The following is a 19,838-nucleotide window of genomic DNA, read 5'->3' as shown; positions in this document are numbered from 1 at the left end:
GGGATCAGGCCGGTTGTGCCGCGCTGGAGTAAGCCTGTTCCAGCAACACGGTGAAGCGATTGAAGGCATCCAGGGCGCCTTTTTCCGCCGCTGCTTCTTCCTCGGCGCTGAACTCCAGGCCGTCGAGGATGCGAGTGAAGGTCTTCCAGCCTTCGGCACGGCCACCGGCCGGTTCGCCCAGGTGGCGGGCACCGAAGGTTTCGCTCAGGCCCAGGCCCACGGCGCGCTTGATCAGGAACGCGGCACCAAGCTTGGAGCCCTCGGAAACGAAGATCCAGCCCAGGGCCTCGGCCTTGCTCGGGTTGCGCACGGCACCGGCAACCGGCGCCGGTACTTCGGTGTCCAGGTCGGCGAGGTCGGCCTTGGCCGCTTCGGCGCGGCAACGCTCGGCCAGGTCAGGGACGATCGCGATCAGCTCGGGATCGTTGTACAGCTCCACCAGTTCCGACTGGAACAGGTACTGGGCCACCACGAAACGGGCGAAGGCGCCCTGGGTTTCGAAGGGCGCGTGGGCCTTGACCAGGGCATCGAGCTTGGAATGCGGCTCGTGGGTGATCTGGTTCAGGCGTTGGGAACGCAGGTGGTGAGGTTGGGCGCAAGCCTGGGCGGTCATACCGATGTCCTTGAGAATGAGAGGCAGTTATAACTAGACGAACAAGAAGACGCGACACAGTAAAAAATCCTCACTGCCCTTGATGAAAAAGAGCAGTGAGGAGCAGCTGGGTCAGATATCCCAGACCAGGTTCACCGAGAAGTTACGGCCCGGCATGGTCAGGCGGTCGAGGTTGGCCGGGGCCGTGGCGCCAGCTTCACCCGCACCGTCGTAGCCGCGCACGTCGTCCCAGTTCCAGTATTTCTTGTCGGTCAGGTTGTACAGGCCGGCATTGACGGTCAGGTCGTCGGTGACCTTGTAGAAGCCGGTGAGGTCGAGGATGCCGAAGCCGGGCGTCTTGAACTGGCTACTGGCGCCATCCGGAGCCTTGAAAGTGGTGCTGTCGACCCGGTCCTTGCGCTTGACCAGGGTCCAGCTCAGCAACGCGCCGTAGTCGTCCTGGTCGTAGCCCAGGCCGAACACGCCCTTGAGCGGGTTGACACTGTTGATCGGCTCGCCATTGTCATTGTTGCGCCCGTGGGCATAGGCCACCGAACCGATGCTGTACAGGCCCTGGGGTGCACCGAGGGCATCCAGGTTCAAGCGGCCCTTGGCCTCCGCGCCCTTGATGGTGGCGCGCTTGATGTTATTGCTCTGGATGACCGCCGTCTGTTGCGCGCCTGGGTTGATCGCATCTTCGTTGATGAAGTCGCGGTACTGGTTGTAGAACACCGATACATCGAAGGAGCCGGCAGCGAAGTTGCCACGCAAGCCGGTCTCGATGCCCTTGCTGGTTTCCGGCTTGAGGTTGGAGTTGGGCTCGACCACATAACCGTCCGCGAGGTTTTCAAAGCGCCCGTAGAGCGCCTTGGCCGACGGCGTGCGGAAGCCCTCGGCATACTGGCCATAGGCTGTGTAGTGCTCGTCGAAGGCGTAGGTCAGGCCGAATTTTGGCGAGACCCGGTGCCAGGTCTTTTCCTCGACATTGACCTGGGTCGTACCTTTGGGATTGACGGCATTGAGGAACTCCTGGGTCATGTGTGGCTTGAGCTGGATGTGGTCGTAGCGCAGGCCCGGGGTGAAGGTCCAGGCATTCCAGCTGATCTGGTCCTGGGCGAACAGCGCGTAGCTGTTGATGGTTGGGTCAGGGAAGTCACTGGACTTGTTCAGCACGTCGGCAGTGCTGATGGCTCCAACGCTCGGGCAACCGCGACCGACGCTCAGGCAGACACCGTTGCCAGTACGCGAACCGGTGACTTTCTGGCGTTTGAGCGTGGTGCCGTAGGTCAGTTGGTGATCGGTTTCAGCGATAGCGAACGCCTTGTCCAACTGAGCATCGAACACCCATTGTTGTTCCTCGTATTTGGTTTCACGGGTGCGCAGGACCTTACGAGTAATGGGGTAGTAGAACTCCTCTGTGCCCTGGGTGGTCTTGGCGACCTGATGGTTCAGGCTCCACTTGATGTTGTCCGCCAGGAGGCTGTCCAGGGCGAAGTTGTGCTCCAGGCCGAACCGCTCGCGGGTGAGGGTGTCGTTGCCCTTGCGCCATTGATACATGCCTCCGGGCAGGATATTGCCGGGAATCGCAGGTTTGCCTTTGTCGAAGGGGCCGCCATAGGAGCTTTTCTGATCGGTATCACGATCGTCCTTGTATCTTTCGTAGGTCAGGCCCAGGCGTGCATTGTCTGCATAGTTCCAGCCGAGCTTGGCCAGCACATTGGTGGTGCGGGTGTCTTCCGGGTTGGCGGCGGTGCGCGCCAGGCCCGTGCCGTTGTTGCCGCCATAGGATTCGGTTTCGTGGCCGTCACGCTGGCTCAGGTGCAGCAGCCCGTCGAACTCGTTTACACGGCCGGCAAAGGTCCCGGATTTCAACCAGCTGTCATTGGCCGAGCTGTAGCCGGTCTTCAAGCGGGCACCGAAGTCCTGGCCGGGCTTGATGATGTCGTCGGGGTCCAGGGTGTAGTAGCTGACCGCGCCGCCGATGGCGTTGCTGCCGTACAGCACCGAGGCCGGGCCGCGGAGGATTTCCACGCGCTTGACGATTTCCGGGTCGACGTAGTTGCGGTTGGTCTTGGCGTAGGGGCCGCTGAAGAACTGGTTCGGGACTTCGACGCCGTCGACCTGGGTCAGGATCCGATTGCTGTCGATGCCGCGGATGTTGTAGCCGCTGATGCCGGCGCGCTGACCGGCACCGCCCACCGAAACCCCGGGTTCGTAGCGCACCAGGTCCTTGATGTTGGTGACGTTCTGGCGGTCGAGTTCTTCCCGGGTGTGCACGCTCACTGTGCTCGGTACCGAGTTGATGTCCTGTTCCTGGCGAGTGGCGCTGATGGTCACCTGTTGCAGGTTCACCGCATTGGGATTGCTGCGTTTCTCCAGGACGATGTTGTTGTTGCCCAACTTGCGATAGCTCAGGTTGGTGCCGGCCAGCAGCCGGTCCAGGGCTTTCTCCGGCGTCAGCGCACCGCGTACTCCCGGAGAAACCACGTCCTTGCCCAATTCGGCCGGCAGGCCTACCTGCCAGCCAGTGACGCTGGTGAAGGCGTTGAGGGCCGATACCAGGGGTTGTTGGGCAATGGCGAAGGTGTAGTTGCCCATGCGCTGGCTGGCGGGCGCCGCACGCTGGTCGGCCAGCGCCGGTGCGGCCTGGGCACCGGCCAGCAGGATGGCCGCGGTGAGCAGAGACAGGGTGCAGTGATGCAGGCGGGAGTGAGGAACTGAGGATCGGCTGTTGAGGCGAGAAGACATCGAAAGCGCTCCGGGTCGCACGAATCTTTTATAGGTGTGCAGATTTACATTCAAAAATGCGAATCAATTGCATTGGCTATAACGAGACGTACGACCTGTGGCTATCGCGTAAAAATAATTGTTCTCAATTGAGAATCACCAGCGCCGGCAGCTCCGACATTCGTGCCGAGGTGATGTGGGCCAGGGAGCGAACCACGTCCAGGGGCTGGTCCAGGCGGTAGTTGCCGGTCACCGCGACACTGGCCAACTGTTCGTTGGTGTTGACGATCCAGCCTGGATAGTAACGGCGCAACTCGGCCAGGACCTGGCTCAGCGGGCAGTTTTCGAACACCAGGCGACCTTCGACCCAGGCCAGCTCCTTGCCGGCGTCGAGCTTGGCCGGTTGGTCGAAACCCTGGGGGCCGACCCTTACGCTTTCGCCGGCGCTCAGGCGCAGGCTCTGGTCGGCTTGGGTGGCGCGCAGATCGACATCCCCGCGCTGGACCTGGACCTGGGCGATGCCATCCAGGTAGCGCACGGCGAAGGTGGTATCGCGCACGCTGGCGCGTACCGGGCCGGCCTCCAGTTCCAGGGGCAGCCCGCGATTGCCCGGGATCTCGAAGAACGCTTCGCCCTGGTACAACCGCGCGGTGCGCCGGTGCTCGTCGACATCGCTGGAGAACGCCGAGTTGGTGTTGAGCAGCACCCGGGAGCCGTCCTCGAGTTGCAGGCGCTGGCGTTCGCCCACCAGGGTCAGGTGGTCTGCCTGCAGGCGCAGGGGCAGGTTGCTGAAGCTGAACAATCCAAGGACCAGCACGGCGGCGGTGGCCAGCGGTTTCCAATGTGGGCGCAGGCGGGCCAGGGGCGAGGCCTTCGCGGGAGCGGCCAGGGCCAGGGCGGACTGTGCCACTTGCGGACCATCCCAGATGGCCTGGGCCTTGGTGAAGGCCTGGGCGTTGAGCGGTGACGCCGCCAGCCACTGGTGGAAGCGACTTATCTGTTCCTGGGTCGGGTGTTCCAGTTCGATCAGCCAGTCCAGGGCCTGGTCCATGGCCTGGATATTCGGATTCTGGCCGGCAGGGGTGGGGGGCTCGGCGCTGTGAAAGTCCGTCACGGGTGTTCCTCGGCCACGTCTGTGCGCAGCTGTTTTTTCAAGAGAGAGCGAAAGCCGGGCAAGGGTAGCAAAAGCCCCGGGGCCGACGCAGTCATTCTGCCTGGTCGTCGAGGCTCATTGGCCTTCGAGGCGTTCGGCGACACCGATGCAGATGGCCATGATCAGTTTCAGTTCCTTTTGTACCGTGCTCGGGGAGACCCCCAGTTCGTCGGCGATCTCCTGGTAGCTCTGGCCGTGCAGGCGGCTGAGGATGAAGATCCGTTGTTGGCGGGTGCTGAGCTGGCCCAGGCTGAGGTTCAGGCGTTCCAGCAGTTGTTCGGCATGGGCAGCATCCTCGGCGCTGCTGGTGGGCGCCGCGACGCTCTCCAGTACCTGCTGCGGTACGTCCTCGAGCAGGGTCCGGTCCTGGATGCGCCGGGCCCGCAGGTGGTCGAGCGCCAGGTTGCGGGCGGTCTGGAACACGAAGGGTTCCAGGTGGGTGATGGTTCGCTCGGCAAGCGCCCGGGTCACGCGCAGGTAGGTCTCTTGCAGCAAGTCTTCGGCGGTGCTGTGGTTGTTGACCATCCGCTCCAGCGTACGCAGCAGAGAAGTTCGTTGAGTGAGGAATACGTGGTTGAAGTGCGTCTGACTCACAGCAAGGCCTGATCCATTTTTTAGCGGATGATAATGATTGTCATATACATCCGTGGTCAAGCCTTGTGTGGGCCATCCCGCCAGGCAGTTGACAATCTCCTGGCGGGAGCCTCTGCCGTCGGCCGATGGTCAGCCGATCATTCGGCGTTGCACAGGGCCAGGCAGTTATCCAGCATGCGGTTGGAGAACCCCCACTCGTTGTCGTACCAGGCCAGGACCTTGAGCAGGCGACCGCCGCTGACCTTGGTGTGGTTGGCGTCGAAGATCGACGACAGCGGGTTGTGGTTGAAGTCGCTGGAAACCAGCGGCAGGGTGTTGTAGCCGAGGATCTTCGAATGCTGGCTGGCGCTCTTGAGCAGCGCGTTGACTTCCTCGGCGCTGGTGTCGCGCTTGAGGGTCACGGTCAGGTCCACCAGGGAGACGTTGATCACCGGCACCCGCACCGCCATGCCAGTCAGCTTGCCGGCCAGCTCCGGCAGCACCAGGCCTACGGCTTCGGCTGCGCCGGTCTTGCTCGGGATCATGTTCTGGGTGCCGGAGCGAGCGCGGTAGGGGTCGGTGTGATAGACGTCGGTGAGGTTCTGGTCGTTGGTGTAGGCGTGGATGGTGGTCATCAGGCCGTTCTCGATCCCCACCTCGCGATGCAGCACCTGGGCCACCGGGGCCAGGCAGTTGGTGGTGCAGGAGGCGTTGGAGATGATCTGGTGCGACTGGCGCAGGATGTCATGGTTGACCCCGTAGACCACGGTGGCATCGGCGCCCTTGGCCGGAGCCGAGATGATCACTTTGCGTGCGCCGGCAGTAAGATGGGCAGCGGCCTTGGCCCGGTCGGTGAACAGCCCGGTGCATTCGAACACCACGTCGATCTTCTCTGCGGCCCAGGGCAGCTCGGCCGGGTTGCGGATGGCGCTGACCGCGATACGGTCGCCATTGACGGTCAGGCTCTCCTGGTCATGCTGGATATCGGCGTCGAACAGGCCGTGGACAGTGTCGTGCTTGAGCAGGTGGGCATTGATAGCGCTGTCTCCGAGATCGTTGATGGCGACGACCTGCAGATCCTGGCGATAGCCTTGGGTATAGAGTGCGCGCAGGACGTTGCGGCCGATGCGGCCAAAACCATTGATTGCGATTCGAAGAGTCATGGGTAAGCGCCTGTCGTAGGATTTGTTGTTGGAATTACAAGATTATTCGCATAGAAATAGAAAACAAGCCTTTTTAGTGGCAGTATTTTGTCTTATCTACAACGAGTGACCTGAATCAACTGGTCCGAATGGTCAGGAATTTCCTCCTCTGCCCCCCAGCGGCGGGACTTTGGACCAGCATAGACAAACAGGTCGCCACATCCGTTAGCCTGGAGTTCTACACATGCATCCCCGCGTTCTTGAGGTCACCGAACGGCTCATCGCCCGTAGTCGCGCCACTCGCCAGGCCTATCTCGCCCTGATTCGCGGTGCAGCCAGCGACGGTCCGCAGCGCGGCAAGCTGCAATGCGCGAACTTCGCCCATGGGGTGGCCGGTTGTGGCGCCGAAGACAAGCACAGCCTGCGGATGATGAACGCGGCCAACGTGGCGATTGTTTCGTCATATAACGACATGTTGTCGGCGCACCAGCCCTACGAGCATTTCCCCGAGTTGATCAAGAAGGCCCTGCGCGAGATCGGTTCGGTGGGCCAGTTCGCCGGTGGTACCCCGGCCATGTGCGATGGCGTGACCCAGGGCGAGGCGGGGATGGAGCTGAGCCTGCCGAGCCGCGAGGTCATTGCGTTGTCCACGGCGGTAGCGCTGTCGCACAACATGTTCGATGCCGCCCTGATGCTCGGTATCTGCGACAAGATCGTCCCTGGCCTGATGATGGGAGCCCTGCGCTTCGGCCACCTGCCGATGATTTTCGTCCCCGGTGGCCCCATGGTCTCGGGGATCTCCAACAAGCAGAAGGCCGATGTGCGCCAGCGCTATGCCGAAGGCAAGGCCAGTCGCGAAGAACTGCTGGAATCGGAGATGAAGTCCTACCACAGCCCGGGCACCTGCACCTTCTATGGCACCGCCAACACCAACCAGTTGCTGATGGAGGTCATGGGCCTGCATTTGCCCGGCGCGTCCTTCGTCAACCCCAACACGCCGTTGCGCGACGCCCTGACCCATGAGGCGGCGCAACAGGTCACCCGCCTGACCCGCCAGAGCGGCGCCTTCACGCCCATTGGTGAAATCGTCGACGAGCGTTGCCTGGTCAACTCCATCGTCGCCCTGCACGCCACCGGCGGCTCCACCAACCACACTCTGCACATGCCGGCCATCGCCCAGGCTGCGGGCATCCAGCTGACCTGGCAGGACATGGCCGACCTGTCCGAGGTTGTGCCGACCCTGTCCCACGTCTATCCCAACGGCAAGGCCGACATCAACCACTTCCAGGCCGCCGGCGGCATGTCGTTCCTGATTCGCGAACTGCTGGAGGCCGGGCTGCTCCACGAAGACGTCAACACCGTGGCTGGCCCCGGCCTGAGCCGCTATACCCAGGAGCCATTCCTGGACAACGGCAAGCTGGTATGGCGCGACGGCCCGATCGAGAGCCTCGACGAAAGCATCCTGCGTCCGGTGGCCCGGGCCTTCTCGCCGGAAGGCGGACTGCGGGTCATGGAAGGCAACCTGGGGCGCGGAGTGATGAAGGTCTCCGCCGTGGCTCCCGAGCACCAGGTCGTCGAGGCTCCGGCCATGGTGTTCCAGGACCAGCAGGACCTGGCCGACGCCTTCAAGGCCGGCCAGTTGGAGAAAGACTTCGTGGCGGTGATGCGTTTCCAGGGCCCGCGCTCCAATGGCATGCCCGAGCTGCACAAGATGACTCCATTCCTTGGTGTGCTGCAGGACCGTGGCTTCAAGGTGGCGCTGGTCACCGACGGGCGCATGTCCGGCGCCTCGGGCAAGATCCCGGCGGCCATCCACGTCAGCCCCGAAGCCCAGGTCGGCGGGGCGCTGGCCCGGGTGCGGGACGGCGACATCATTCGTGTGGATGGCGTCAAGGGCACCCTGGAGCTTAAGGTGGACGCCGAACAGTTCGCCGCCCGCGAGCCGGCCAAGGGCCTCTTGGGCAACAACGTCGGCACCGGCCGCGAACTCTTCGCCTTCATGCGCATGGCCTTCAGCTCGGCAGAGCAGGGCGCCAGCGCCTTCACTTCTGCCCTGGAGACACTGAATTGAAACTGGCCCTGGTCGGTGATATCGGCGGCACCAACGCCCGGTTCGCGTTGTGGAAAGACCAACAGCTGGACGCGATCCAGGTCCATGCCACGGCGGACTACAGCTGTCCGGAAGATGCCATCAAGGCCTACCTGAAAGAACAGGGCCTGGCCCTGGGCGCGGTGGGTTCGGTGTGCCTGTCGGTGGCCGGGCCGGTCAGCGGCGACGAGTTCCGCTTCACCAACAATCACTGGCACCTCAGCCGCCAGGCGTTCTGCCAGGCGCTGCAGGTCGAGCGCTTGCTGCTGGTCAACGATTTCTCGGCCATGGCCCTGGGCATGACCCGGCTGCAACCGGATGAATTCCGCGTGGTCTGCGAGGGCGTTGCCGAGCCGTTGCGTCCGGCGGTGGTGATCGGCCCGGGCACCGGCCTGGGCGTGGGCACCCTGCTGAACTTCGGCGATGGCCGCTACATGGCCCTGCCAGGGGAGGGTGGGCATGTCGACCTGCCCTTGAGCAGCCCCCGGGAAACCCAGCTCTGGCAACACATCCACGACGAAATCGGCCATGTCAGCGCCGAGACCGCCCTCAGCGGCGGCGGCCTGCCCCGGGTCTACCGGGCCATCTGCGCAGTGGACGGCCACGAGCCGCGCCTGGATACCCCCGAGGCGATTACTGCCGCGGGGTTGGCCGGCGACCCTATCGCCCGCGAGGTACTGGAACAGTTCAGTTGCTGGCTGGGCCGGGTGGCGGGCAATAACGTGCTGACCACCGGTGGCCGGGGCGGGGTGTACATCGTCGGTGGGGTGATCCCGCGTTTTGCCGATTTTTTCATCCAGAGCGGCTTCGCCAAGAGCTTTGCCGACAAGGGCTGCATGAGCGACTACTTCAAGGGCATCCCGGTGTGGCTGGTGACCGCGCCCTATTCCGGACTGACCGGCGCCGGGGTGGCCCTGGAACAGGCATAATCGCCCTCCATTCATGACAACAACAAAGGACGGCATGGGTGAGTTCAGTCAGTAGGTCGATCTTGTTGGTCGACGACGATCAGGAAATCCGCGAGCTGCTGGAGACTTATCTCAGCCGTTGCGGTTTCCAGGTGCGCAGCACCGCCGATGGCGCGGGTTTTCGCCAGGCCCTGAACGAGGCGCCCAGCGACCTGGTGATCCTCGACGTGATGCTGCCCGACGAAGACGGTTTCAGCCTGTGTCGCTGGATTCGCCAGCACCCCAAGCGCGGCCAGGTGCCGATCATCATGCTCACCGCCAGCTCCGATGAAGCCGACCGGGTCATCGGCCTGGAGCTGGGGGCCGATGACTACCTGGGCAAGCCGTTCAGCCCTCGTGAGTTGCAGGCACGGATCAAGGCCTTGTTGCGCCGCGCGCAATTCGCCCAGGAACGGGCTGGCGGCGAAGTACTGTGCTTCGACGAGTGGCGCCTGGACGTGATCAGCCACCGCCTGTTCCACAATGACGGCGAGGAAGTGATCCTCTCCGGCGCCGACTTCGCCCTGCTCAAGCTGTTTCTCGATCATCCCCAGGAAATCCTCGACCGCGACACCATCGGCAATGCCACCCGTGGCCGCGACCTGATGCCCCTGGATCGCATCGTCGACATGGCGGTCAGCCGTTTGCGCCAACGCCTGCGGGACACGGAAAAACCGCCGCGGCTGATTCGCACGGTGCGCGGCAGCGGCTACCAGCTGGCGGCCAATGTGGTCGCTGACTGTGCTCGCTGAAACCCTCAAGGGCTGCCTGCAGCGGATGCCCATGCCGCGTTCGCTGTTGGGCCGGATGCTGTTGCTGACCCTGCTGGTGGTGCTGCTGGCCCAGGCCCTGTCCAGCGTGATCTGGGTCTCGCAGTTGCGCGCCACCCAGCTCGAGGGCCTGGTGACCAGCGCCCGCAGCCTGGCCCATTCGATGACCGCCAGCGTCAGTTACCTGCGTTCGCTACCGGTGGCCTATCGGCCGCTGGTGCTCGATCAGTTGCGCAGCATGGGCGGCACGCGTTTTGTCGTGACCCTCAACGACAAGCCGCTGGACATGCAGGTGTTGCCGGCCACGCCGCGCAAGGAGGCGGTATTGCAGGCGGTGGAGCAGGTGCTGCGCCAGTCCCTGGGCAACGATGCGGATATCTCCGTGACCTTCGTACGGCCCGACGATTTGCGGATCTTCAATGGAGGCTTGAAGCTCGACGAGCTGCCACGGTCCTGGGCCCACTACGCCCTGACCCTGGAGCCGGTGAACCCGCCAGTGCTGGTGACCCAGATCCAGATGGCCCCGGGCGAGTGGCTGTATATCGCTTCATTGCTGCCCGAGCCCTACACCAGCCTCGAGGAGCAGGGCCTGCCGGCGCAGCAGGTGTGGTTCATCCTGCTGACCAGCTGCTTCCTGTTGTTGTTCATCGGCCTCTTGGTGCACTGGCAGAGCCGGCCCCTCAAGCGCCTGGCCCGGGCCGCCCGCGAGCTGTCCCTGGGCGCCGATGTGCAGCCGGTGGCGCCGGGCGGCGGCAGCGAGGTGGTGGAGGTGGCGAGGGCCTTCAACAGCATGCGCGAGCGCATCAGCCGCTACCTGACCGAGCGTAGCCAGCTGTTCAGCGCCATCTCCCATGACTTGCGCACTCCCATCACCCGCCTGCGGTTGCGGGTGGAGCTGCTGGAAGACGAACAACTGCAAGCCAAGTTCGGCCGCGACCTCGATGAGCTGGAGCTGCTGGTCAAGGGCGCACTGCAATGCGTCAAGGACACCGACATCCACGAGAACATCGAGCCGGTGGACTTGAACCAGGTGCTCGATTGCCTGGTGGAACCTTACCTGGCGCCCGCCGGCAATGGCCGGGTGACCCAGCAGGGACGGGCCCTGGCCAGCTACCCGGGCAAGCCCCTGGCGCTCAAGCGCTGCATGGGCAATCTGATCGACAATGCCCTGAAATATGGGCAGAACGCCCACCTGCATATCGAGGATGACGCCGGCGCCTTCATCCTGCACGTGGACGACGAGGGCCCCGGCGTGCCCCAGCAGCGGCTGGAGCAGGTCTTCGAGCCGCACTTTCGCCTGGCCGGCCAGCAACAGGGCTACGGCCTGGGGCTGGGCATCGCGCGCAACATCGCCCATAGCCATGGCGGGGAAGTCAGCTTGCAGAACCTGCGCGAAGGTGGCCTGCGGGTGACCTTGTACCTGCCGCGTTTCGCGGACTGAACAACTCTTCTTCTCCTGTAGCAGCGAGGCTTGCCGGGCAAGCGTCATGCCTGGCAGGGCGCGTTATCGCGCATCGCGAGCAAGCTGCGCTCCTACCGGCGCCCGCTGGTTTGTCACGACCTGGTGACATTTGCCGTGTCCTTCGTTACCTGGGGCGAACCTTGGCTTGATTAGACTCAAGCCTTCGACAAGAACAACAACAGGTCGTCCATGGAACCTCTTTCCCTGCCGTTCAGCAGTTGGCTGAACGCTCCCGCACACCACAGCTGGCTGGCCGCCGAGGGCCTGCGGCTGCTGGATTTCGCCAAGGCTTCGCGGCTTGCCGAGGGCTTCGGCAACCTGGATGCCCGGGGCTGCCTGCCTGCTGGCGCCCGGGCCGAAACCATGAATACCGCGCGCATGACCCACAGCTTCGCCATGGCCCATATCCAGGGGCTGCCTGGCTTTGCCGAGCTGGTGGACCACGGCGTCGCGGCGCTCTTAGGTCCACTGCGCGATGCCGAGCATGGCGGCTGGTTCGCGGTGGCCGGGCAGGCCGACGGCAATGGCGGCAAGGCTGCCTACTTGCATGCCTTCGTCGCCCTGGCCGCCAGTTCCGCGGTGGTGGCCCGGCGCCCGGGGGCCGAGGCCTTGCTGGAGCAGGCGGTCGGCGTGATCGAGGAGCATTTCTGGAGCGAGCAGGAGGGCGCGGTGATCGAGTCCTTCAGCCGCGACTGGAGCGAACAGGAGGCCTATCGCGGGGCCAACAGCAACATGCACGCCACCGAGGCCTTTCTCGCCCTGGCCGATGTCACCCAGGACCCGCGCTGGCTCAGCCGCGCCCTGCGCATCGCCGAGCGCTTGATCCACGGCCATGCCGCGGCCAACGACTTCATGGTGGTCGAGCACTTCGACCTGGATTGGCAGCCCTTGCGCGATTACAACCGGGACTGTCCCGCCGATGGTTTTCGCCCCTTCGGCACCACGCCGGGCCACGGATTCGAGTGGGCGCGGCTGTTGCTGCACTTGGAGGCCGCGCGGGGCCAGGCCGGAATGCTGACCCCTGGCTGGCTGGTGCTGGATGCCCAGCGCCTGTTCGACAGCAACTGCCGTCACGGCTGGAACGTGGATGGCGCCCCGGGCATCGTCTACACCCTGGACTGGGACAACCGCCCGGTGGTGCGCCAGCGCCTGCACTGGACCCACGCCGAAGCCAGCGCCGCCGCCAGTGCCCTGCTCAGGCGCACCGCAGAGGAGCGCTACGAGACCTGGTATCGGGTTTTCTGGGAGTTCTGCCAGGCGCATTTCATCGACCGCGAGTTCGGCAGCTGGCACCACGAGCTGGGTCTGGATAACCGCCCTGCGGCAGAAATCTGGGGCGGCAAGCCGGACCTTTATCACGCCTGGCAGGCCGTGCTGATTCCACGCCTGCCGCTGGCGCCGAGCATGGCTTCGGCCCTGGCCCGAGTGCCTGCCACGGGCTCTGTGTAACCATGCGGTGACATTTCCCCATCGCTTCGTTACCCGGGCGCTGGACTAGGCTGTTTAGACTCGTTTGCAGCGCAAGCACCAGACTTGCATGCATAACAACAAGAAAGGTACTTCAGATGAATGCGATTTCTCGCCTCGCCACTGTCATTTCCCTTGCCTCCCTGTTCCCCCTGAGTGCCCTGGCCGCCGATTCCAAAGGTTCCGTGGAAGTGGTCCATTGGTGGACGTCCGGTGGTGAAAAGGCTGCGGTCGATGTGCTCAAGGCCCAGGTGGAGAAAGACGGTTTCACCTGGAAGGACGGCGCCGTGGCCGGCGGTGGCGGTTCCACCGCGATGACCGTGCTCAAGAGCCGCGCCGTGGCCGGCAACCCGCCCGGTGTGGCGCAGATCAAGGGCCCGGACATCCAGGAATGGGGCAGCACCGGCCTGCTCAGCACCGATACCCTCAAGGACGTGGCCAAGAGCGAGAATTGGGACGGCCTGCTTTCACCCAAGGTGGCCAATACCGTCAAGTACGAAGGTGACTACGTGGCCGTGCCGGTGAACATCCACCGGGTCAACTGGCTGTGGATCAACCCCGAGGTGTTCAAGAAGGCCGGGATCGCCAAGGCGCCCACCACCCTCGAAGAATTCTATGCCGCCGGCGACAAGCTCAAGGCCGCCGGCTTCATCGCCCTGGCCCACGGTGGCCAGCCCTGGCAGGACAGCACCGTATTCGAAGACGTGGTGCTCTCGGTGATGGGCGCCGAAGGCTACAAGAAGGCCCTGGTGGACCTGGACCAGAAGACCCTGGCAGGCCCGGAGATGACCAAGACCTTCGCCGAGCTGAAGAAGCTCTCCGGCTACATGGACCCCAACCGTGCCGGGCGTGACTGGAACATCGCCGCCGCCGACGTGATCAACGGCAAGGCCGGGATGCAGATGATGGGCGACTGGGCCAAGAGCGAATGGACCGCGGCCAAGAAGGTCGCCGGCAAGGATTACCAGTGCGTGCCGTTCCCGGGCACCGACAAGGCCTTCACCTACAACATCGATTCCCTGGCCGTGTTCAAGCTCAAGGCCGACCGCAAGGGCGACATCGCCGCCCAGCAGGACCTGGCCAAGGTCGCCCTGGGCAAGGACTTCCAGAAAGTCTTCAGCATCAACAAGGGCTCGATCCCGGTGCGCACCGACATGCTCAACGCCATGGACGCCGAAGGTTTCGACTCCTGCGCCCAGGCCGCCGCCAAGGACTTCCTGGCGGACGAGAAGACCGGCGGGCTGCAGCCGAGCATGGCGCACAACATGGCCACGTCCCTGGCGGTGCAGGGGGCGATCTTCGATGTGGTGACCAACTTCATGAACGACAAGGATGCGGACCCGGCCAAGGCCAGTGCGCAACTGGCGTCGGCGGTCAAGGCCGCGCAGTGAGGTCCGGGCCGCAGGCGTACCTGTGGCCATTCCCGAAACGCTCTCCCTGGCAGGAGCGAGGCTTGCCCGCGAAGGCGGTGCATCGGTGGGCATCGACTTGAGTGTCGGTGCCCATTCGCGGGCGAGCCTCGTTCCTGCGGATACTCACTCCTTCACACTGGATTATCTCGATGAGCTCTGTGGCGGTTTTCAGCAAAGCCTCGCCGTTGGATGCCTTGCAGCGCTGGTTGCCCAAGCTGGTGCTGGCGCCGAGCATGGTGATCGTGCTGGTGGGCTTTTATGGCTACATCATCTGGACCTTCATTCTGTCCTTCACCAACTCCAGCTTCATGCCGAGCTACAAGTGGGTCGGCTTGCAGCAGTACCTGCGGCTGATGGACAACGACCGCTGGTGGGTGGCGAGCAAGAACCTGGCGCTGTTCGGCGGCTTGTTCATTGGCATCAGCCTGGTGCTGGGGGTATTCCTGGCGGTGTTGCTGGACCAGCGCATCCGCCGCGAGGGCTTTATCCGCACCGTCTACCTGTACCCCATGGCGCTGTCGATGATCGTCACCGGTACCGCCTGGAAATGGCTGCTCAATCCCGGCCTGGGCTTGGACAAGATGCTGCGCGACTGGGGCTGGGAAGGCTTTCGCCTGGACTGGCTGGTGGACCAGGATCGCGTGGTCTACTGCCTGGTGATCGCCGCCGTATGGCAGGCCTCGGGTTTCGTCATGGCAATGTTCCTGGCCGGCCTGCGGGGTGTCGACCAGTCGATCATCCGTGCGGCGCAGGTGGACGGCGCCAGCCTGCCGACCATCTACCTGAAGATCGTCCTGCCGAGCCTGCGCCCGGTGTTCTTCAGTGCCTTCATGATCCTGGCCCATATCGCGATCAAGAGCTTCGACCTGGTGGCGGCGATGACCGCCGGCGGCCCTGGCTACTCGTCCGACCTGCCGGCGATGTTCATGTACTCCTTCACCTTCAGCCGTGGCCAGATGGGCATCGGTTCGGCCAGCGCCATGCTGATGCTGGGCGCGGTGCTGACCATCCTGGTGCCGTACCTGTATTCCGAACTGCGAGGCAAGCGCCATGACTGATTCGCTCGCCAGGCCGCGCCTGAATTTCAACCGGATCGCCATCTACGCCACGCTGCTGCTGGCGGCGGCGGTGTACCTGGTGCCGCTGGTGGTGATGCTGCTCACCAGCTTCAAGACCCCCGAGGATATCCGCACCGGCAACCTTTTGAGCTGGCCCCAGGTGGTCGATGGCATCGGCTGGATCAAGGCCTGGGACACCGTGGGTGGCTATTTCTGGAACTCGGTGAAGATCACCGTGCCGGCGGTACTGATCTCCACCCTGATCGGCGCGCTGAACGGCTATGTGCTGTCGATGTGGCGCTTTCGCGGTTCGCAGCTGTTCTTCGGCCTGTTGCTGTTCGGCTGCTTCCTGCCGTTCCAGACCGTGCTGCTGCCGGCCTCGTTCACCCTTGGCCGGTTCGGTCTGGCCAACACCACCACCGGCCTGGTGCTGGTGCACGTGGTCTACGGCCTGGCCTTCACCACGTTGTTCTTTCGCAACTACTACGTCAGCGTGCCGGATGCCCTGGTCAAGGCCGCGCGCCTGGATGGCGCGGGGTTCTTCACCATCTTCGGCAAGATCCTGCTGCCGATGTCGGTGCCGATCATCATGGTCTGCCTGATCTGGCAGTTCACCCAGATCTGGAACGACTTCCTGTTCGGCGTGGTGTTCGCCAGTGGCGACGCGCAACCGATCACCGTGGCCCTGAACAACCTGGTCAACACCAGTACCGGGGCCAAGGAATACAACGTTGACATGGCGGCGGCGATGATCGCGGGGCTGCCGACACTGCTGGTGTACATCTTCGCCGGCAAGTATTTCCTGCGCGGGCTGACGTCCGGCGCGGTCAAGGGGTAAGGCATGGCAACTCTCGAATTACGCAACGTCAACAAGACCTACGGTGCCGGCCTGCCGGACACCTTGAAGAACATCGAGCTGAAGATCGACGACGGCGAGTTCCTGATCCTCGTCGGCCCCTCGGGGTGCGGCAAGTCGACCCTGATGAACTGCATCGCTGGCCTGGAGACCATCAGCGGCGGGGCGATCCTGGTGGATGATGCCGACATCAGCGGTATGAGCCCCAAGGACCGGGACATCGCCATGGTGTTCCAGTCCTACGCGCTGTACCCGACCATGAGCGTGCGCGACAACATCGCCTTCGGCCTGAAGATCCGCAAGATGCCTGCCGCCGAGATCGATACCGAGGTGGCGCGAGTGGCCAAGCTGCTGCAGATCGAGCACCTGCTGGCGCGCAAGCCGGGCCAGCTCTCTGGTGGCCAGCAGCAGCGCGTGGCCATGGGCCGGGCCCTGGCGCGGCGGCCGAAGATCTATCTGTTCGACGAGCCGCTGTCCAACCTCGACGCCAAGCTGCGGGTCGAGATGCGTACCGAAATGAAACTGATGCACCAGCGCCTGAAGACCACCACGGTGTATGTCACCCACGACCAGATCGAGGCCATGACTTTGGGGGACAAGGTGGCGGTGATGAAGGACGGGATCATCCAGCAATTCGGGACGCCGCAGCAGATCTACAACGATCCGGCCAACCTGTTCGTGGCAAGCTTCATCGGCTCGCCGCCGATGAACTTCATTCCCCTGCGCCTGCAGCGCCAGGAGGGGCGGTTGCTGGCCTTGCTGGACAGTGGCCAGGCCCGTTGCGAGCTGCCGTTGGGACCGCGTGACGCCGGGCTCGAGGAGCGCGAGGTGATCCTCGGCATCCGTCCGGAGCAGATCGCCCTGGCGCCCGCCGAGGCCAACGGCCTGCCGAGCATCCGGGCCGAAGTCGAGGTGGTGGAGCCCACCGGGCCCGATACCCTGGTATTCGTCACCCTCAATGGCACCAAGGTCTGCTGCCGCCTGGCCCCGGACCAGGCGCCCGCGGCCGGGCAGAACCTGACCCTGCAGTTCGACCCGGCCCGGGTCCTGCTGTTCGATGCCCAGAGCGGCGAGCGCCTGGGCGCGGCCGGCCCTGCCATGGCCCAAGGCCACGGCGGCAATGTGGCGCAATTCAAGGGGCGATGAATTCGGGGCGGACGGCCTGTCATCCGTCGCAAGGACTGTAAACCGCGTTGGATAAACCGTTAATAACAATAAAGACGAGGATGTAGGGATGAAAAAGCAACACGGCAATACCCGCCTGCTCTGCCAGCTTTCGGCGGTGGCGGCGCTGGTCCTGTCCGGTCAGGCCATGGCCGACGAAGCGTTCGGCGCCAACTCCAAGTGGATGACCGGCGATTGGGGCGGTACGCGCACCAAGCTGCTGGAGCAGGGGATCGACATCAAGGCCGACTACGTCGCGGAGATGGGCGCCAACCTGCATGGCGGCTACAACGACGACAAGACCGGGCGCTACAGCGACCAGTTCGGCCTGGGCGTGGCGTTCGACCTGCAAAAACTGCTGGGCTGGGACAACACCCAGGCCAAGATCCAGCTGACCAATCGTAATGGCCAGAACATCTCCAACGATCGCGTCGGCGATCCCCGGGCCGGCACCTTGAGTTCTTCCCAGGAGGTCTACGGTCGCGGGCACATGGTGCGCCTGACCCAATTGTGGATCCAGCACCAGTTCCTGGACGGCAAGCTGGACGTCAAGGCCGGTTACTTCGGCGAGGGCGAGGACTTCAACACCTTCCCCTGCGAGTTCCAGAACCTGGCCTTCTGTGGTTCCCAGGTGGGCAACTGGGCGACCAACATCTGGTACAACTGGCCGGTCAGCCAGGCGGCGCTGCGCATCAAGTACCACATCACCCCCGAGTTCTATGCGCAGATCGGCGCCTACAACCAGAACCCTTCGCAGACCGAGCACGGCAATGGCTTCAAGCTCAGCGGCAGCGGCACCAAGGGCACGGTATTGCCGGTAGAGCTGGTGTGGTCGCCCAAGGTCAACAACCTGCCGGGCGAGTACCGTGTGGGTTACTACAAGAGCACGGCCAAGGCCAATGACGTGCGCGAGGACGCCAATGGCCAGGATGCCGCCACCACCGGCAGCGCCTATCGCGTGCACAACAGCAAGCACGGCTACTGGTTCGTCGCCCAGCAGCAACTTACCAGCCATAACGGCGACGCCTCGCGTGGCCTGAATATCGCCGCCAACGCCACCTTCCATGACAAGGACACCAACATCATCGATAACTACCAGTCGCTGATGTTCGTCTACAAGGGGCCGTTCGATGCCCGGCCAAAGGATGACGTGGGCATCGGTTTCGCCCGCATTCATGTCAACGACGACGTGAAGAAGAACGCCCAGCTGGCCAACGCCGCCATCGGCGTGAGCGACTACGACAACCCGCTGTACTCGCCGCTGCGCGAGACCGAGTACAACTACGAGATCAACTACGGTTTCCATGTGACCGACTGGCTGACCGTGCGCCCCAACCTGCAGTACATCACCCATCCGGGCGGTGTGGACCAGGTCGACAACGCCCTGGTGGCCGGCCTGAAAATTCAGTCGGTGTTCTGACGCTGTTGCGATAAGCTCCTTTCTCTGTGCGCATATTGCGGATGGCCTTGGCTATCCGCTTTTTTTTGCCAGGCGCTCTCGCGATGGCCGCCAGCTGTACGACTACCCCCCATGATTTTCAGGACCGCGGCACATGCATGAGCATCCCCTGCAACGTTTTTTCAAGACCCTGCGCGAGCGCCCGGTGTTTGCCTGGGAGCGCTACCAGATGCGCGATGTGCTGGTGATCGATCATCCACTGTGCCAGGCCGTGTTCAGTCGCCAGGGCGCACAGCTCCTGCACTTCCAGCCCGCCGGGCAGAAACCCTGGCTCTGGTGCGCGGCGAAGTGGCCGCAGGTGGGGGCGATCCGTGGTGGGGTGCCGGTGTGCTGGCCCTGGTATGGTCGGCACCCGAGCGAGAATGCCTGGCCTTCCCATGGTTGGGCGCGCTTGCTGGACTGGAAGCTGCTGGGCAGCGACAGCGATGCAGAGGGTGTGCGCCTGCATTGGCAATTGCAGCTGTGCGACTGGAAGGTCGAGCTGCATGCGCACCTGGGTCGGGGCATGGATCTGCGCTTGAGCACCGAGCACCAGGACAGCGAACCCTGCCAGTTGAGCCAGGCTTTGCACGCCTACTGGCGTATTGGCGATGTCGGTGAGGTAGCGCTGTCCGGGCTCGATGGCGCCGAGGGCTACGATCATTTGAATCGCCAGGCCTGCCGGCAACAGGGCGAGTTGCGGGTCGACGGTGGCTGCCAGCGGGTGTTCCAGCACGAGGGCGAGTTGCAGATCGAGGACCGTGCCTGGCAGCGCGCGCTGCGCATCGATACCGGCGAGGATGCCGACACCGTGGTCTGGCATCCCGGTACCCGGCCACTGCTGGGGGTGAGTTGGAGCGAGGTGTCGCGTTTCGTCTGTGTCGAAGCGGCCGCCGGTGGCACCGACAGCCTGCGCCTGGCGCCGGGGGAACGGGCCCACCTGAGCCTGCAGGCGCGCGCGGCGGGGTAGGGCAAAGAGGCTCCCGCA

16 protein-coding genes are annotated in these 19,838 nt (G+C 64.0%); 11 read left to right on the top strand and 5 right to left on the bottom strand.

Translation table 11 applies throughout. The features are described from left to right. Positions 1-4: 4 nt before the first annotated feature. The 5 genes from CAG11_RS18620 to gap form a co-directional block, all read right to left on the bottom strand. Positions 5-613, bottom strand: coding sequence for a biliverdin-producing heme oxygenase (locus tag CAG11_RS18620; RefSeq protein WP_085597355.1), 609 nt, complete (start codon positions 611-613; stop codon positions 5-7). Positions 614-724: 111 nt separating this feature from the next. Then, positions 725-3,340: a TonB-dependent receptor gene (locus tag CAG11_RS18615; protein ID WP_085597354.1), complete on the bottom strand. Its 2,616-nt coding sequence runs from the start codon at positions 3,338-3,340 to the stop codon at positions 725-727. 124 nt (positions 3,341-3,464) lie between these two features. After that, positions 3,465-4,433, bottom strand: a complete 969-nt coding sequence (locus tag CAG11_RS18610; RefSeq protein ID WP_085597353.1) for a FecR domain-containing protein — start codon at positions 4,431-4,433, stop codon at positions 3,465-3,467. 114 nt (positions 4,434-4,547) lie between these two features. Then, positions 4,548-5,066: an RNA polymerase sigma factor gene (locus CAG11_RS18605; RefSeq protein WP_031320365.1), complete on the bottom strand. Its 519-nt coding sequence runs from the start codon at positions 5,064-5,066 to the stop codon at positions 4,548-4,550. 137 nt (positions 5,067-5,203) lie between these two features. Continuing rightward, positions 5,204-6,208, bottom strand: a complete 1,005-nt coding sequence (gene gap / locus CAG11_RS18600) for a type I glyceraldehyde-3-phosphate dehydrogenase (RefSeq protein ID WP_085597352.1) — start codon at positions 6,206-6,208, stop codon at positions 5,204-5,206. Between the two features lie 223 nt (positions 6,209-6,431). On the opposite strand from gap, the gene edd reads away from it, so the two are divergent. From edd to CAG11_RS18545, 11 genes are all read left to right on the top strand, one after another. Beyond that, entirely contained in the window at positions 6,432-8,258 is a 1,827-nt protein-coding gene (gene edd / locus CAG11_RS18595; RefSeq protein ID WP_022640445.1) for a phosphogluconate dehydratase, read from the top strand. After that, complete coding sequence (locus tag CAG11_RS18590; protein ID WP_085597351.1) at positions 8,255-9,205, top strand: glucokinase; 951 nt, start codon at positions 8,255-8,257, stop codon at positions 9,203-9,205. Before edd ends, CAG11_RS18590 begins: the two co-directional genes overlap by 4 nt. A 38-nt stretch (positions 9,206-9,243) precedes the next feature. Beyond that, complete coding sequence (locus tag CAG11_RS18585) at positions 9,244-9,975, top strand: response regulator (RefSeq protein WP_085597350.1); 732 nt, start codon at positions 9,244-9,246, stop codon at positions 9,973-9,975. Between the two features lie 31 nt (positions 9,976-10,006). Then, positions 10,007-11,434: an ATP-binding protein gene (locus CAG11_RS18580; protein ID WP_103324753.1), complete on the top strand. Its 1,428-nt coding sequence runs from the start codon at positions 10,007-10,009 to the stop codon at positions 11,432-11,434. A 210-nt stretch (positions 11,435-11,644) separates the two neighbouring features. Then, positions 11,645-12,904, top strand: a complete 1,260-nt coding sequence (locus tag CAG11_RS18575) for an AGE family epimerase/isomerase (RefSeq protein ID WP_085597349.1) — start codon at positions 11,645-11,647, stop codon at positions 12,902-12,904. A 116-nt stretch (positions 12,905-13,020) separates the two neighbouring features. Further along, positions 13,021-14,313, top strand: coding sequence for an ABC transporter substrate-binding protein (locus tag CAG11_RS18570; RefSeq protein ID WP_085597348.1), 1,293 nt, complete (start codon positions 13,021-13,023; stop codon positions 14,311-14,313). 170 nt (positions 14,314-14,483) lie between these two features. Then, positions 14,484-15,392, top strand: a complete 909-nt coding sequence (locus CAG11_RS18565) for a carbohydrate ABC transporter permease (protein ID WP_022640439.1) — start codon at positions 14,484-14,486, stop codon at positions 15,390-15,392. Then, entirely contained in the window at positions 15,385-16,230 is an 846-nt protein-coding gene (locus CAG11_RS18560) for a carbohydrate ABC transporter permease (protein ID WP_085597347.1), read from the top strand. The genes CAG11_RS18565 and CAG11_RS18560 overlap by 8 nt, the downstream gene beginning before the upstream one ends. A 3-nt stretch (positions 16,231-16,233) precedes the next feature. After that, positions 16,234-17,394 carry an ABC transporter ATP-binding protein gene (locus tag CAG11_RS18555; RefSeq protein ID WP_085597346.1) on the top strand — a complete coding sequence of 387 codons (1,161 nt, stop codon included), beginning with the start codon at positions 16,234-16,236 and terminating at the stop codon, positions 17,392-17,394. 88 nt (positions 17,395-17,482) lie between these two features. Further along, positions 17,483-18,832, top strand: coding sequence for a carbohydrate porin (locus CAG11_RS18550; RefSeq protein ID WP_085597345.1), 1,350 nt, complete (start codon positions 17,483-17,485; stop codon positions 18,830-18,832). Between the two features lie 133 nt (positions 18,833-18,965). Next, positions 18,966-19,820: a D-hexose-6-phosphate mutarotase gene (locus tag CAG11_RS18545; RefSeq protein ID WP_085597344.1), complete on the top strand. Its 855-nt coding sequence runs from the start codon at positions 18,966-18,968 to the stop codon at positions 19,818-19,820. The last annotated feature ends 18 nt before the right edge of the window (positions 19,821-19,838 follow it).

Origin of the sequence: Pseudomonas sp. B6(2017), assembly GCF_002112765.1 — a bacterium.
Lineage (GTDB): Bacteria > Pseudomonadota > Gammaproteobacteria > Pseudomonadales > Pseudomonadaceae > Aquipseudomonas > Aquipseudomonas piscis.
This window is presented reverse-complemented; position numbering and strand designations above follow the sequence as displayed.

Coding starts and splice junctions, on each gene's coding strand:
- CAG11_RS18620 (WP_085597355.1), bottom strand. CDS start 613: ATGACCGCCCAGGCTTGCGCCCAACCTCACCACCTGCGTTCCCAACGC.
- CAG11_RS18615 (WP_085597354.1), bottom strand. CDS start 3,340: ATGTCTTCTCGCCTCAACAGCCGATCCTCAGTTCCTCACTCCCGCCTG.
- gap (WP_085597352.1), bottom strand. CDS start 6,208: ATGACTCTTCGAATCGCAATCAATGGTTTTGGCCGCATCGGCCGCAAC.
- edd (WP_022640445.1), top strand. CDS start 6,432: ATGCATCCCCGCGTTCTTGAGGTCACCGAACGGCTCATCGCCCGTAGT.
- CAG11_RS18580 (WP_103324753.1), top strand. CDS start 10,007: ATGCCGCGTTCGCTGTTGGGCCGGATGCTGTTGCTGACCCTGCTGGTG.
- CAG11_RS18575 (WP_085597349.1), top strand. CDS start 11,645: ATGGAACCTCTTTCCCTGCCGTTCAGCAGTTGGCTGAACGCTCCCGCA.
- CAG11_RS18570 (WP_085597348.1), top strand. CDS start 13,021: ATGAATGCGATTTCTCGCCTCGCCACTGTCATTTCCCTTGCCTCCCTG.
- CAG11_RS18565 (WP_022640439.1), top strand. CDS start 14,484: ATGAGCTCTGTGGCGGTTTTCAGCAAAGCCTCGCCGTTGGATGCCTTG.
- CAG11_RS18560 (WP_085597347.1), top strand. CDS start 15,385: ATGACTGATTCGCTCGCCAGGCCGCGCCTGAATTTCAACCGGATCGCC.
- CAG11_RS18555 (WP_085597346.1), top strand. CDS start 16,234: ATGGCAACTCTCGAATTACGCAACGTCAACAAGACCTACGGTGCCGGC.
- CAG11_RS18550 (WP_085597345.1), top strand. CDS start 17,483: ATGAAAAAGCAACACGGCAATACCCGCCTGCTCTGCCAGCTTTCGGCG.
- CAG11_RS18545 (WP_085597344.1), top strand. CDS start 18,966: ATGCATGAGCATCCCCTGCAACGTTTTTTCAAGACCCTGCGCGAGCGC.